At 60.3% G+C, this 14459-nt stretch carries 10 protein-coding genes; 8 read left to right on the top strand and 2 right to left on the bottom strand.

The window, feature by feature from the left end; translation table 11 throughout:
• Positions 1-798: glutamine-hydrolyzing GMP synthase (gene guaA, locus DBR24_RS09195; protein ID WP_128614568.1), on the top strand; the 798-nt coding region annotated here is incomplete at its 5' end.
• Between the two features lie 106 nt (positions 799-904).
• Here guaA and DBR24_RS09190 read toward each other — a convergent pair.
• Entirely contained in the window at positions 905-3991 is a 3087-nt protein-coding gene (locus tag DBR24_RS09190; protein ID WP_128614567.1) for a membrane-targeted effector domain-containing toxin, read from the bottom strand.
• A 102-nt stretch (positions 3992-4093) separates the two neighbouring features.
• Complete coding sequence (treR, locus tag DBR24_RS09185; RefSeq protein ID WP_128614566.1) at positions 4094-4798, bottom strand: trehalose operon repressor; 705 nt, start codon at positions 4796-4798, stop codon at positions 4094-4096.
• 235 nt (positions 4799-5033) lie between these two features.
• Between treR and treP the strand changes: the two genes are divergently transcribed.
• The 7 genes from treP (at position 5034) to tadA (ending at position 14424) form a co-directional block, all read left to right on the top strand.
• On the top strand, positions 5034-6476 hold the full coding sequence (gene treP / locus DBR24_RS09180) for a PTS system trehalose-specific EIIBC component (RefSeq protein ID WP_128614565.1): 1443 nt from the start codon (positions 5034-5036) through the stop codon (positions 6474-6476).
• 90 nt (positions 6477-6566) lie between these two features.
• Entirely contained in the window at positions 6567-8216 is a 1650-nt protein-coding gene (gene treC / locus DBR24_RS09175) for an alpha,alpha-phosphotrehalase (RefSeq protein ID WP_128614564.1), read from the top strand.
• Between the two features lie 106 nt (positions 8217-8322).
• The gene (locus DBR24_RS09170) at positions 8323-9546 is read left to right on the top strand and encodes a carbohydrate porin (protein ID WP_128614563.1); all 1224 of its coding nucleotides are present in this window, start codon (positions 8323-8325) and stop codon (positions 9544-9546) included.
• A gap of 62 nt (positions 9547-9608) precedes the next feature.
• Complete coding sequence (gene ptsP, locus DBR24_RS09165) at positions 9609-12137, top strand: phosphoenolpyruvate--protein phosphotransferase (protein WP_128614562.1); 2529 nt, start codon at positions 9609-9611, stop codon at positions 12135-12137.
• A gap of 2 nt (positions 12138-12139) precedes the next feature.
• Positions 12140-12430: a PTS transporter subunit EIIB gene (locus DBR24_RS09160; protein ID WP_128614561.1), complete on the top strand. Its 291-nt coding sequence runs from the start codon at positions 12140-12142 to the stop codon at positions 12428-12430.
• A gap of 117 nt (positions 12431-12547) precedes the next feature.
• A complete protein-coding gene (locus DBR24_RS09155; protein WP_128614560.1) occupies positions 12548-13924 on the top strand; it encodes a multicopper oxidase family protein in 1377 nt (458 codons plus the stop codon).
• On the top strand, positions 13924-14424 hold the full coding sequence (tadA, locus tag DBR24_RS09150) for a tRNA adenosine(34) deaminase TadA (protein ID WP_123466085.1): 501 nt from the start codon (positions 13924-13926) through the stop codon (positions 14422-14424). The genes DBR24_RS09155 and tadA overlap by 1 nt, the downstream gene beginning before the upstream one ends.
• Positions 14425-14459: the final 35 nt, after the last annotated feature.

The following is a 14459-nucleotide window of genomic DNA, read 5'->3' as shown; positions in this document are numbered from 1 at the left end:
GACAACGGCCTGTTGCGTCTGCACGAAGGCGAGCAAGTAATGGCCATGTTCGCCGAGAACATGGGCGTCAAGGTGATCCGCGCCAACGCTGAAGACCAGTTCCTCAATAACCTGGCCGGCGAAGCCGACCCGGAGAAGAAGCGCAAGATCATCGGCCGTACCTTCATCGACGTGTTCGATGCCGAATCCTGCAAACTGGACAACATCAAGTACCTGGCTCAGGGCACCATCTACCCGGACGTGATCGAGTCGGCTGGCGCGAAAAGCGGCAAGGCCCACGTGATCAAGTCGCACCACAACGTGGGCGGCCTGCCGGAAGAGATGAACCTGAAACTGGTCGAGCCATTGCGCGAACTGTTCAAGGACGAAGTCCGTCGTCTGGGTCTGGAACTGGGCCTGCCGTACGACATGGTCTACCGTCACCCGTTCCCGGGCCCGGGCCTTGGCGTGCGCATCCTCGGTGAAGTGAAGAAGGAATACGCCGATCTGCTGCGTCGTGCCGACCACATCTTCATCGAAGAACTGCGCAAGGCCGACTGGTACCACAAGGTCAGCCAGGCGTTCGTGGTGTTCCAGCCGGTGAAATCGGTTGGCGTGGTCGGCGATGGCCGTCGTTACGCCTGGGTCGTGGCCCTGCGTGCCGTGGAAACCATCGACTTCATGACCGCACGTTGGGCTCACCTGCCTTACGAACTGCTGGAAACCGTTTCCGGCCGCATCATCAATGAAATCGAAGGCATCTCCCGCGTCACTTACGACGTGTCGAGCAAGCCGCCGGCGACGATTGAGTGGGAATGATCCCGCGCATGCCGTGACGGTGTGAGTGCAGGCAAACAAGAGGCCGCGTGAAGCAATGTTTCACGCGGCCTCTGCGTTTGCGGCGTTCATTTCTAACCGATCAGCCTCAATCGGGAATCCGGCTGCGCAATATCAGCCCGGTATCGGATAGTCGTTCCGACATGTCCCTCAGGCTGGCGAACTCAATGTCATTCACTCGCTGCCATGCAGGTCGGTGGAGGGACACCTTGCCGTCACTCGATCGAGTGATCGGTGTGCGTTGCAGCAAACCCTGTTTGCTGCGGTGGATCAGGGTGTAGCTGTCGCCTGTTTTTTCGAACAGATACATGCCGCGCCTGTATAAGAGATTCTCCAGCGTCTCCTCGTTCCAGTTCACCTCGGGTGCCTGAACTTTCCAGCGCAAATCGGCGCGAAGAAGGTCCGGATTCCCTTGCCTGACGGTAGCCCCGGGCGGGCTGTCGCGTGGTACTTCAATCCCTGGATCGACATCCACACCCAGCTCTTCACCGATGCCGACTTCAGCGATTCGCAGGCCGATTCCGCCCTTCAATTCACTGATACCCATCAGTCCTCGGAAGGTATTGGTGTTGTGAGCATCCGTTACTACGAGCCATTTTCCCGGGCTGTTGAGGTAGGCGTCGCCGGTCATGATGTCGTTTGCCAGGTAGGTGCTCATCATTTGCTCGTCGACGGAGGGCAGCGGTGCTTTCATTTTGTAGCTCGCGGCGCAGTCGATCGCCTGGATCCGAACACCGTTTGCTCGCGCGGCCTGAACCAGTTCCAGCGGGTTGAATCGACCGGCGGGATCGGTGCCCAGGCTGCTCAGGTAAGTGCGTAATTGCGCAGTCATGTTGCCGCTGCTGAAATAGCGGTTCAGTTCAACTTGAGCGAAGTCACTGAGCAGTCCGCGCATGTAGAGGGTTTTTACGTGACGGGCCAGCGCGGGCATGCTTTCAATCAGAAAGCGCAGGCTGGCGATGCGATTCAGGGTTTCACCCACTACCAGCCCTGAAGCACTTTCAAAAATCCTGTCGACAAGATCGGCCAGCGGCATCAGGCGGCTGATTTCGGGTATTGCCGGACGCGCAGGCAGAATGACCCACGGCAGGTTCTTGAAAAAAATTCTGGCTAAACTCTGCAAGAGTTGGCGCTTACCGGATGCGTACAACTCGAACGGATCGTCCATGGCAAAGCCGCCGGCTCCGTCGGGCTGCAACTGGACATGGGCCTCGTCGAGGTTCAACGCCCAGCTTCTTATCGAACTGCGCACCGTTGGATCGATATCGTAGGCGCTGGTCACTGGACGAGGAGGGCGCGATGTCGACGGTTGCGGTTCCTGCGCCGGTTGAGCGGGTACCTCGGGCGGTGCAGGTTCGAAGGTATCGAGTTCGATATCGGGGGCGCATTGCTTGCCCATGCATTGACCTCCACCTCTGAGCCCCAGTGCAGGCATGCGCTCCCAGTCACCTTCGCCATTGAGACGGACTGGCAGGGCGTGGACGAACTGGTTGGGTCGCTCCGGGTCAACGATCGCCCAGTCGCCACTGCCCCGAGAGTTGGTGAAGTAGCGCACATAGTACGGCGTGTCATTCATCAAAATGGCATAGGGCGGATCCGTGTCGAGACGGTAGATTCCGTGGAATTTCCCGGACTCCTCGCCGAGTGCCGTACCGTCGAGCAACTCGTTGCATTGATAACGCTCGGGCACCGCTGGCGGTGGGACGTTCTGCGCCGGAACCAAGACTGTTTCATCGAGATTTGGCCCGGTAATGTCGACATCCTCCGGCACCATGATCTGCATTGGGTTGTCAGCCTCGGTGGCAGGGTTCAAGGCTTCGCTGTACTCGGCCATTTCTGCGGCCTCTGCCGCATCGACCTCGGCGCCCATTTCCAGCATCGGCCCGGTGCCGATCAGCAATGGCAGATTGAGTAACAGGTTGATGCCATTCAGGACCGCATCCAGCACGCCGGCCTTGCGTTCGGCCCTTGTCTTGCCGTTTTGCGCCTGATCGATATTCAGACCCATGCTGGCCACGGTGGCGCCAATCACCGGCAACGCCAGCGGCCAACCGACAGTGGCCATCGGACCGAACACTTTGAGGCCGGCACTCAGATAGCCGATCCACAGTTTTTTGCGCAGATCGCCATTGGACGTCAGTGACAGGTGGGCTTCAGCAAACATCGCCTGACGTGTCGAGTCGCGCAGCCAACTGAATGCATCATCGCTCAGCACCTGATTTGCGCGGTTGATCAACTGATGGTCGGCCCGGCCCCAGGTGCTCACCAATCGGTTCATCAGATCGGACATGTTCTCGTTCATGTGCTGACGATCGGCGAGGGCAAAGTGATCCAGGAAGTTCGCGCAGCGTTTTGCGTCGTTCAGTTGATCCAGTACCCACCAATGCAGGTCCGCTGCCGTTTCCTTGATCACGAACGCCTCGGTTTCACTGGGCAGATAGATAATCTGGCGACCGGAGGGGTCGACGATGCGCAGCAATTGCGTGGCGACATGCCCGTCGACGTCGAAGGCGCATACGTCGCCCGTTGGCGTGTGGCTCGCTTGCAGCATGCTCAGGCTCACCGGCCAACTGACGGGCCCCACCACTGAGCCCGTCAGCCATTGGAAGTCAGTGCCGCTGAGCTGCCCAAGGTCCAGCGCCTGCACCGCACGGCTGAGGAAATTGCACTTGGCCAAGGTGCGAAAATCCTCGCTGTGGCTGTTCCAGAAGTCCGTCAGGGTGGTGCTGTAGTTGCCACTGAAGTCGAGGTTCCAGAACGCGTTCAAGACCTCGTTGCCATGCAGGCACACCTGGTTTTTTTCGTCGAAGTTCTCGCCCTGCGGACCTTCGGTGTAGAAGCCGCCGTATAGATCGAGCAGGTCGGCGTTGTCCTGGTCGGTGGCGCGGAAACGATGAATGACCAACTGTGTCAGGGTCAGCGATTCGTAGGGTTTTTCGCGGATGTGCTCCCAGCCGGTAAACGAGCGGGTGCTGCTCTGGGCCGTCTTGAAGCGATGGAAATAAACCTGATCCGGATCGAGGCTCAACAAGCCTTTTGCTTCCAGCAGATTACGCGCGGCTTCATGGGCGGCGTCCTGCAGGCCGGGGCAGTTCTGCACGACGGTATAGGCGATTCGCTGTAGCGCCGCTTTGTCTGCCGCGTTCGGTAGAGGGCTTTGTTGGGTGGCGTACATGCTTTCTCCATCCTTGAGAATTGAGGGCCGAGCATGGCCGACTCGCTCAAGGGGAGTGCACTACATATGTACCGCACATGATCGTTCGAAAGATGTCGGGGGTCAGCGCCGTGCCACGTCGGAAAAGTAGAACTTGTCGAGGGTGTGCCGCGATTCGGTGTACTCGAACTGACGGCCGTCCTGGAGGAAGGTCTGGTTGCTGACCACGATCACATGGCTCTGGCCGTCGAGGTCCAGGTGCAGTTGATCGTCCTTGCTGCGCGGCACCGCTTCGATGGTGCGTTGGGCGTAGGCAATTTGTAACTGCAGGGTCTGTTCGATATGGGCGTAGATCGATTGCTCGGCAATATCGAGGGACAGGCCGGGAATCACTTCGCTGACAAAGTGGTTGATGTCGAGAATTACGCGTTTGCCGTCGATCCGCCGCACACGCTTGATCCGGGTGATGAGACTGCCGGGTTCGGCATGGATGTGTTCGAGCAGGGCGCCCTCGAGCGGGATCTGGCTCAGCTCGACCACTTCGGTGCTGACATCATTGCCCAGGCGCGGGTAGGTCTCCTGGAAACTGACGATGCCGCCGAGCTGAAACTCGATCGGGTCGGTCGACAGCACAAAGGTGCCCTTGCCATGGATTTTCTGCGCAAAGCCGCGTTCCTGAAGCAGTTCAATCGCCTTGCGCACCGTGCCTCGACTGGCCTGATAGCTGTCCATCAGTTCGGTTTCGGATGGCAGGCGGGCTCCGCGCTGCAGGCGCTCAGTGGTGATGTTGGCCAGCAGATCGCTATAGATCTGGTTGTATTTGCTCATGGGGAGGCTCGGTGCCGGCTGTGCTCAAAGCTTCGAACCTTAAGGCCAGGGTAGGGCTTTGTCCATGTGGGCGATGGAAATCACCTTAAGGTCGGGTAGGAAAATTCGCCTTCGGTCTGGCGGGAATATACACAAACAAACTCGTCTGTACGAGTTGTTGCATTAACTCGTACAGACGAGTATTTTTCGCTTCGGCGTGCTGCCAATAACAACAATCCATAGCGGAAGAATTAGCATGAGCCACGACTATCCGAACATCGCCCGGCAATTGCTGCAAAGCCTCGGCGGCAGCGACAACCTCGAGCAGGCCGCCCATTGCGTCACGCGGTTGCGGCTGGCCCTTAAGGATCCGAGCCTGGTCGACAGTGCCAGGCTCAACCAGATCGACCTGGTCAAAGGCTCGTTCTTCACGGGGGGCCTGTATCAGGTGGTGATCGGTCCGGGCGAAGTGGAAAAGGTCTATGCCGAACTGCGTCGCCAGACCGGTCTCGCGGCGTCGACCATCGCTGACGTCAAACAGAAAAGCGCCGAAAAGATCAACACCATGCAGCGTCTGGTGCGGGTGTTTTCCGACGTGTTCATGCCGATCCTCCCGGCGCTGATCATTGCCGGCCTGCTGATGGGCATCAACAATCTGCTCGGTGCCAAAGGCATGTTCATCGACGGGCAGACCCTGCTCGATGCCTACCCGAACCTCGACGGGCTGTGGAGCCTGATCAATCTGATGGCCAACACCTCGTTCGTGTTTCTGCCGGCGCTGGTGGGCTGGTCGGCGGCCAAACGCTTTGGCGGCAGCGAGATCCTCGGCATCGTGCTCGGTCTGATGCTGGTGCATCCTGACCTGCTCAACGCCTGGAACTATGGCAAGGCCGTCGCCGGGCTGGACGGGCAGCATCTGCCGTACTTCGACATTCTCGGGCTGTTTCAGGTGGAGAAGGTCGGTTATCAGGGGCAGATCCTGCCGATTCTGCTGGCCGCCTACGTGATGAGTGTCATCGAAAAGTGGCTGCGCGCGCGCGTGCCCAACGCCATTCAATTGCTCGTTGTACCCATCACCACCATTGTCGTCACAGGCGTGCTAGCGCTGGCAGTGATCGGCCCGGTGACCCGCCACCTCGGCATCTTCATCACCGAAGGGCTGGTCATGCTGTTTGATCTGGCGCCGATGGTGGGTGGCGCGATTTTCGGTGTGCTGTATGCCCCGCTGGTAATCACCGGCATGCACCACATGTTTCTCGCGGTCGACCTGCAATTGATCTCGACCCAGGGTGGCACCTTTATCTGGCCGATGATCGTCATGTCCAACCTCGCTCAGGGCAGTGCCGCCCTGGCGGTGTTCTGGATGACCCGTAATGCACGGGACAAGAGCATGGCGTCGACATCGGCGATTTCCGCCTACTTCGGCATCACCGAGCCGGCGATGTTCGGCGTCAACCTGCGTTACAAGTTTCCGTTCTACGCCGCGCTGACCGGTTCGGCGCTGGGCTGCGTGTTCCTGTCGCTGAACAAGGTTCAGGCCTCGGCCATCGGCGTTGGTGGTCTACCGGGGTTCATCTCGATCATTCCGCAGTACATCCCGATGTTTGTGCTGGGAATGCTGATTGCCATGCTCGTGCCGTTTGTTCTGACCTGTGCATTGAGCATGAAGATTGTCAGGCCCGGTTATCGGGTTGCCTGATCAAGTGCTTTCGCGAGCAAGTTCGCTCCCACAGTCGATCGCTTTTCAACGTGGGCGCGAGCTGCACGGACTTATTGAAGGAGTTGTGCCATGCAAGACTGGCAGCGTTCGGTGATCTATCAGGTCTATCCGAAGAGTTTTCATAGCCACGCCGGCAACCCGACGGGGGACCTGCTCGGTATCGTCGCCAAGCTCGACTACCTGCAGTGGCTGGGTGTCGACTGCTTGTGGATCACGCCATTCCTGCGTTCGCCGCAACGCGATAACGGCTATGACATCAGCGATTACTACGCCATCGACCCGAGCTACGGCAGCATGGCCGACTGCGAATTGCTGATCGCCGAGGCGGGCAAGCGCGGGATCAGGCTGATGCTCGACATCGTGGTCAATCACACCTCGATCGAGCACGTGTGGTTTCAACAGGCGCGCAGCAGCCTCGACAACCCTTACCGTGATTTCTACATCTGGCGAGATCAGCCGAACAACTGGGAATCCAAGTTCGGCGGTTCCGCCTGGGAGTACGAAGCCCAGACCGGTCAGTACTACCTGCACCTGTTCGACCACACCCAGGCCGACCTGAATTGGGACAACCCCAAGGTCCGCGCTGAAGTGTTCAGGATGATGCAGTTCTGGCGGGACAAGGGCGTGGGCGGTTTTCGTCTGGATGTGATCAATCTGATCTCCAAGCCCGCGGACTTTCCCGAAGACGCCAGCGATGGCCGATGCTTCTATACCGACGGGCCGAATGTCCACGAATACTTGCAGCAGATGCACCGCGAGGTTTTCGAAGGGCACGACCTTATCAATGTCGGCGAGATGTCATCGACCAGCCTCGAACACTGCATTCGTTATTCCAATCCGCAGTCGAAAGAACTGTCGATGACCTTCAACTTTCACCACCTGAAAGTCGATTATCCGAACCGGCAGAAGTGGGTGTGCGCCGACTTCGATTTCCTCCAGCTCAAGAGCATCCTGTCCGACTGGCAGATCGGCATGCAGGTCGGCGGCGGCTGGAATGCGCTGTTCTGGTGTAACCATGATCAACCGCGCGTGGTCTCGCGCTTCGGCAATGACGGCGAGTACCGCGAACTCTCGGCAAAGATGCTCGGCACCGCGCTGCACTTTCTGCAGGGCACGCCGTTCGTGTATCAGGGCGAAGAGTTGGGCATGACCAATCCGGGGTTCGAGTCGATCGAGCATTATCGTGATGTCGAGACGCTGAACATCTTTCGCCTGCGGCGCGAGGCCGGCAGCAGCGATGCCGACAACATGGCGGCGATCATGCAGAAATCCCGTGATAACGGGCGCACGCCGATGCACTGGGACGCCGGGCCGAACGCCGGTTTCAGCAGTGTCGAGCCGTGGATCGGAGTGCCGGCCAATGCCGCGCAGATCAACGTCGCCAAGCAGCTCGATGACCCCGACTCGGTACTGCATCACTACCGCAATCTGATCGCACTGCGCCGCCGCGAATCGCTGATTACCGAAGGGGTGTACCGACAATTACTGCCCGAACATCCGCAAGTCTGGGCGTATGTGCGTGAAGGCAGCGCCGAGCGTTTGTTGGTGGTGAACAACTTCTACGGGACAACCTGTGAAGTGGAGTTGCCGACGACAGTCATCAGCGAGTCAATGAGCCAGCGCCTGTTGATCAGCAATTATCCGGACGGCCCGTTGCGCAAGCGGCAGGTGGTTTTGCGACCTTACGAGTCCTTCGTCCTGCACCTGATTGATCCCTGACATTTAACTGGAAAAACCAGCTTTCAAAAAACACGCAGAGCACTGCGCGGGGGATTTTTGCGCGCCGAATTCATGCAACCAGACAATAAAAACAATGGGGTGGCTTATGAAAACAACAATAAATCGCAGCCTTGCAGTGGCAGGTTTTTGCCTGGCCTTACCGTCAGTTTCAGAGGCGCTGGAGTTTGGCGGCTACTTGCGCAGCGGTGTCGGCACGTCGGTCAACAGCAGCGGTCAGTCGTGCTTCCAGTTACCGGGCGCGCAGACCAAATATCGCTTGGGTAACGAGTGCGAGCAGTACGGCGAGCTGGAGTTGCGCCAGGACCTGTACACCCTCGACGACGGTTCGATACTGAGTGTCGACGGCATGGCCTCGCTGTACAACCGCTACGACCGCAGCCCCACCTTCAAGGACGACAACGGTTCGATCCGCTTGCCACAGGCTTATGCACAGTGGTCGGCGATGCCCGCACTCAACGGTGGTTCATTGTGGGCCGGGCGCCGTTACTACAAACGCAATGACATCCATATTTCCGACTTCTACTACTGGAACCAGAGCGCCACGGGCGGTGGGGTCGAGGACGTGTTGATCGGCGACCTTAAATACAGCTACGCCTTTTCGCGCAAGGACAACCTGTACCAGAAGGACTACATCAATCGGCACGACTTCAACGTCGCCGGGTTCAAGACCAACCCGGGCGGTGAGCTGGAGTTCGGCTTGAGCTATATCGACAAACCCGACAGCCGCGATGCCCATCGGGGCTGGGCGATCACCACGCAACATGTGCAGACGGGTTTTCTCGGCGGCAAGAACAAACTGGCGCTGCAATACGGCGAAGGGCCGGGCACCGGGCTGGGCTATACCGGCAACGTCAAACTGGACGACAGCAACAAGAGTTACCGGATCGTCGAGTTTTTCGACTGGCAGGTGACACCGCGCTTCGGTGGCCAGGTCGAGGCGGTGTACCAGAAAGACATGCGCCCGGACGGTGCCGATCAGAACTGGATCTCTCTAGGTGTGCGTCCCACCTATGCGCTCAGCGACCACTTCAAACTGGTGACCGAACTGGGCCACGATCAAGTCGAAGCCCAGGGCGGCACGCGCAAGCTGAGCAAGTTCACGTTTGCCCCGACCTGGTCACCCAAGGGCCCTGAGTTCTGGGCGCGTCCAGAGGTGCGCCTGTATTACACGTACGCTACCTGGAACGAGGCGGCCAAACGGGCGGCCAACGAACTGGCCAAAGGCTCGGCACTGTCTGATACCGGCGCCTTCGGCAGTGCTCGCCACGGTGCGAATGTCGGATTGCAGGTCGAATACTGGTGGAAATAAGCGATGCTGGTGGAGCGTCGCGCTCCATGAGCACTTCAAAGCATAAAACTGCAGGTGACGTCATGGCCACACCCCAACAATTGCAACTGCTGGCTCCTTTGTCCGGTGTCCTGATGGCGCTGGAGCAGGTCCCCGATCCGGTGTTTTCCGGGCGCGTGATCGGTGACGGCCTGTGCATCGACCCGACCTCGTCGACCCTGTGCGCGCCCATGGCCGGGGTCATCAGTAATGTGCAGGTCAGCGGACACGCCGTGAGCATCACCGACGACCATGGCGTGCAGGTCTTGATGCACATCGGCCTGGATACGGTGAACCTCGCCGGGCAAGGCTTCACCCGTCTGGTTGAAGAGGGCCAACGGGTCACCGCGGGGCAGGCGCTGATCGAGTTCGACGCCGATTACATTGCCCGACATGCGCGCAGCCTGATGACATTGATGCTGGTGGTCAGCGGGGAGCCGTTCACTTGGCTGGTCGCGTCGAGCGGACGGGTCGAAACCGGTCAGCCGTTGCTTGGGCTTGTCAGCGGACAGACGATCAGCGAAGAGCCAGGCGCAGCAGAAACGCCGGCGGTGTTTTCACAGCAGTTGAAACTACCCAACGCCAATGGCCTGCACGCGCGCCCGGCAGCGGTGTTCGCGCAAGCGGCAAAGGGCTTCGCGGCAAAGATTTACCTGCACAAACAGCAGGCTCGGGCCAACGCCAAATCCCTGGTGGCGATCATGGCGTTGCAGACCGCTTTCGGCGACAGCGTGCAGGTCAGTGCGGTGGGCGAAGATGCTGACGCCGCCATTGATGCGCTGACTCGATTACTGGTTGAGGGCTGCGGTGAAACGGTGACAGCAGTGGCATCTGTCGAGGTGGTTGAAAGCGAGGTTCTGACCCTTCTGCGTGGCGTCTGCGCGTCACCCGGTTCGGCATTGGGCCAAGTGGTGCAGATCAGCGAGCCGGTCTTCGACGTCAGCGAGTTCGGCGGCGGAGCAGGCATCGAGCGTGCGGCCCTCGCCACTGCCCTGGTCGAAGCGGATCTGGCCTTGCAGCATTTGCGCGACAGCGCCGCTGGCGAGGCCGAAGCCGAGATCTTCAAGGCGCATCAGGAACTGCTCGAAGATCCGGGACTGCTCGACCAGGCCCAGGCGCTGATCAGTGAGGGCAAAAGCGCGGCGTTCGCCTGGCGCGCAGCCACTGAAGAAACCGCAGCGATGTTTCGCCAGTTGGGCAGTGCGCTGCTGGCCGAACGGGCAGCGGATCTGACCGATGTCGGGCGCCGGGTGCTCAAGTTGCTGCTGGGGATTGCCGAGCAGGCGCTGGCGTTGCCGCAAGACAGTATTCTGATCGCCGATCAGCTAACCCCGTCGCAGACCGCTGGCATCGATACCAGCAAAGTACTGGGGTTCGCTACGGTCGGCGGCGGCGCGACCAGCCACGTGGCGATTCTCGCTCGCGCCTGTGGTCTGCCGTCGATCTGCGGGGTGCCGGTGCAAATGCTCGCACTGTGCAACGGCACCCCGGTATTGCTTGACGCCGACAAGGGCGAATTGCATGTGCATCCCGATCCTGCGGCCGTCAGCCAATGGCAGGCGCGGCACGCGCAACAGCGTCACCGCCATGAACATGAGCTGGCCAATGCAACGCTCGCGGCACGGACCCGTGACGGGCATCACATCGAGGTGTCGGCCAACGTCGCCTCATTGTCTGAGACCGAGCAGGCAATGGCCCTGGGCGGTGCGGGCGTCGGCCTGCTGCGTTCGGAATTTCTCTATCTGGGCCGCAATCACGCACCGAGCCATGACGAACAGGTCGCCACCTACAGCGCCATCGCTCGCTGTGTCGGACCTGCGCGCAATCTGGTGGTGCGCACCCTCGATGTCGGTGGCGACAAACCGCTGGCCTACGTGCCCATGGACAGCGAAACCAATCCGTTCCTCGGCGTGCGCGGTATTCGTTTGTGCCTGGAGCGCCCGCAGTTATTGCGTGAGCAGTTCCGGGCCATGCTCGGCTGTTGCGATCTGACGCATTTGCACATCATGTTGCCGATGGTCACGCAACTGTCGGAACTGCGTCTGGCGCGGCAGATGCTCGACGAGGAAACTCTCGCGCTGGGGCTAACGCAACGGCCGAAACTGGGGATCATGATCGAAGTGCCGGCAGCGGCACTGATGGCGGACCGGTTTGCGCCTCTGGTGGATTTCTTCTCGATCGGCACCAATGACCTGACGCAATACACCCTGGCGATGGATCGCGATCACCCGCGCCTGGCCAGTCAGGCCGACAGTTTTCATCCCTCGGTACTGCGCTTGATCGCCATGACCGTGAAGGCCGCGCACGCCCATGGCAAATGGGTCGGCGTGTGCGGGGCGATGGCCTCGGAGCGTCTGGCGGTGCCGTTGTTGCTGGGGTTGGGGGTGGATGAGCTGTCGGTGAGCGTGCCGATGATTGCGCCGGTCAAGGCGACGGTGCGCGAGCTGCAGTTGGCCGAATGTCAGATCATCGCCCAACAAGTGCTCGGTCTGGAAAGTGCCGGGCAGGTGCGCGAGGCGCTGCAGCTGTTTCACGAGGCAACCGTCGATACTTTGCGGGTTCTGGAGAACTGAAGATGTTGGATAAATTGCAGAAGGCATTCTGGAAGGCCCTGACCCCGGATCTGGTCGTGGACACGCCCGAAGCACCGGCCGAGCCGAGCGAAGGATTAAGCGCCGCCATCGTCGCGGCACTGGGCGGTGTGGATAACCTCCAGTCGCAGCAACCACTGGCGTTGACGCGGGTGCGGGTTGTATTGCGTGACGTGTCGGGCATTGATCAACAGGCTTTGAGCGCTGCCGGGGTCGCGGGCGTGATGCCCTTGGCGGACGGTGTGGTGCATCTGATTACCGGGCTGCGACCTTAAGCCGGTCAGGGGCGTGCGGCCTCAGGTCGCCCTTACTGTTTCTCATCCGCAGGTGTATCGTATTCGCCTTTTACGGGCCTGCCGGGTCCGATGCTGATACGTGAGGTAGTTGAGTTCATGTCCTTTACCCGTCGCCAAATCCTCGGTGGCCTGGCCGGTCTTGTTGTCGTTGGTGTCGGAGCGGGGGGCGCGTCGCGTTATTGGCTGGGCAAAATGGCTGACGCTGAAGCGGGCCATGACTACGAGTTGATTGCCGCGCCCTTGGACGTTGAGTTGGTGCCGGGGCACAAGACCGAGGCCTGGGCGTTCGGCCCGTCGGCACCGGGCACCGAGTTGCGCGTGCGTCAGGGCGAATGGCTGCGGGTACGGTTCATCAACCATCTGCCGGTGGCGACCACCATCCACTGGCACGGCATCCGCCTGCCGCTGGAAATGGACGGCGTGCCATACGTCTCGCAACTGCCGGTACTGCCGGGCGAATACTTCGACTACAAATTCCGCGTGCCGGACGCCGGCAGCTACTGGTATCACCCGCACGTCAGCAGCAGCGAAGAACTTGGCCGGGGATTGGTCGGACCGCTGATCATCGAAGAGCGCGAGCCGACCGGTTTCAAATACGAAAAGACCTTGAGCCTGAAGAACTGGCACGTCGACGACGAAGGCAATTTCGTCGAGTTCAGCATTCCCCGTGAAGCGGCCCGTGGCGGCACGGCAGGGCGGCTGTCGACGATCAATGGCGTGCCGTTGCCGGTGATCGAATTGCCGGCCGGGCAGATCACGCGTGTGCGCCTGCTCAATCTTGATAACACCCTGACTTATCGCATCAACATTCCCGGCGTCGAAGCGCAGATCTACGCGCTGGACGGCAACCCGGTCGAGCCACGGCCGCTGGGCAAGGAATACTGGCTCGGCCCCGGCATGCGCATTTGCCTGGCGATCAAGGCTCCGGCGGCCGGTGAAGAGTTGTCGCTGCGTAACGGCCCGGTGCGTCTGGGTACTCTGCGTTCGGTGGCCAACAACGATGCGCCGACCGAGTGGCCGAAGGCCTTGCCGGCCAACCCGGTGGCCGAGCCGGACCTGGCCAATGCCGAGAAACTCAACTTCAATTTCGAATGGGTCGGGTCGGTGTCGGTCAACGTCGACAACGGCAAGCCGCCGAGCCTGTGGCAGATCAACGGCAAGGCCTGGGACATCACCGACAAGACCTGCGCCGACCGGCCGATTGCCAACCTGAAACTCGGTCAGAGCTACATTTTCGAATTGAAAAACATGACCCAGTACCAGCACCCGATTCACCTGCACGGCATGAGTTTCAAGGTGATCGCCTCGAACCGGCACAAGATCATCCCGTACTTCACCGACACTTATCTGCTGGGCAAAAACGAGCGCGCGCAGGTGGCGCTGGTGGCCGATAATCCTGGGGTGTGGATGTTCCATTGCCATGTGATCGACCACATGGAAACCGGCCTGATGGCCGCCATCGAGGTGAAGTGATGCGCCAGATTCGCCCCGCCGCGATCATTGACCGCAGCCGTGACCGCGACTTCATGCGCGAAGCCCTGGACCTCGCCGCCCAAGGTGCAGCGCTCGGCGAAGTGCCAGTGGGCGCGGTGCTGGTGCAGGACGGTGAGATCATCGGTCGCGGTTTCAATTGCCCCATCACCACCAGCGACCCCAGTGCCCACGCGGAAATGGTCGCGATCCGCGCCGCCGCCCAAGCGGTGGACAACTATCGCCTGCCGGGCAGCACGCTGTATGTGACGCTGGAGCCGTGCAGCATGTGCGCCGGGCTGATCGTGCATTCGCGCGTGGCCCGGGTGGTGTATGGCGCATTGGAACCGAAAGCGGGGATTGTGCAGAGTCAGGGACAGTTTTTCACCCAGGGCTTTTTGAATCACCGGGTGTTGTATGAAGGCGGGGTGTTGGCGGAGGAGTGTGGCGCGGTGCTGACCGAATTCTTCCGCGCACGCCGGGCAAAAAGCCCCTCACCCTAACCCTCTCCCGGAGGGAGAGGGGACTGACCGAGGTG

The sequence above is a fragment of the Pseudomonas sp. HMWF006 genome (assembly GCF_003061205.1).
Taxonomy (GTDB): Bacteria; Pseudomonadota; Gammaproteobacteria; order Pseudomonadales; family Pseudomonadaceae; genus Aquipseudomonas; species Aquipseudomonas monsensis.
Note: the sequence above shows the minus strand (reverse complement) of the source record. Positions and strands in the feature narration are given on the sequence as shown.

Coding starts and splice junctions, on each gene's coding strand:
- DBR24_RS09190 (WP_128614567.1), bottom strand. CDS start 3,991: ATGTACGCCACCCAACAAAGCCCTCTACCGAACGCGGCAGACAAAGCG.
- treR (WP_128614566.1), bottom strand. CDS start 4,798: ATGAGCAAATACAACCAGATCTATAGCGATCTGCTGGCCAACATCACC.
- treP (WP_128614565.1), top strand. CDS start 5,034: ATGAGCCACGACTATCCGAACATCGCCCGGCAATTGCTGCAAAGCCTC.
- treC (WP_128614564.1), top strand. CDS start 6,567: ATGCAAGACTGGCAGCGTTCGGTGATCTATCAGGTCTATCCGAAGAGT.
- DBR24_RS09170 (WP_128614563.1), top strand. CDS start 8,323: ATGAAAACAACAATAAATCGCAGCCTTGCAGTGGCAGGTTTTTGCCTG.
- ptsP (WP_128614562.1), top strand. CDS start 9,609: ATGGCCACACCCCAACAATTGCAACTGCTGGCTCCTTTGTCCGGTGTC.
- DBR24_RS09160 (WP_128614561.1), top strand. CDS start 12,140: ATGTTGGATAAATTGCAGAAGGCATTCTGGAAGGCCCTGACCCCGGAT.
- DBR24_RS09155 (WP_128614560.1), top strand. CDS start 12,548: ATGTCCTTTACCCGTCGCCAAATCCTCGGTGGCCTGGCCGGTCTTGTT.
- tadA (WP_123466085.1), top strand. CDS start 13,924: ATGCGCCAGATTCGCCCCGCCGCGATCATTGACCGCAGCCGTGACCGC.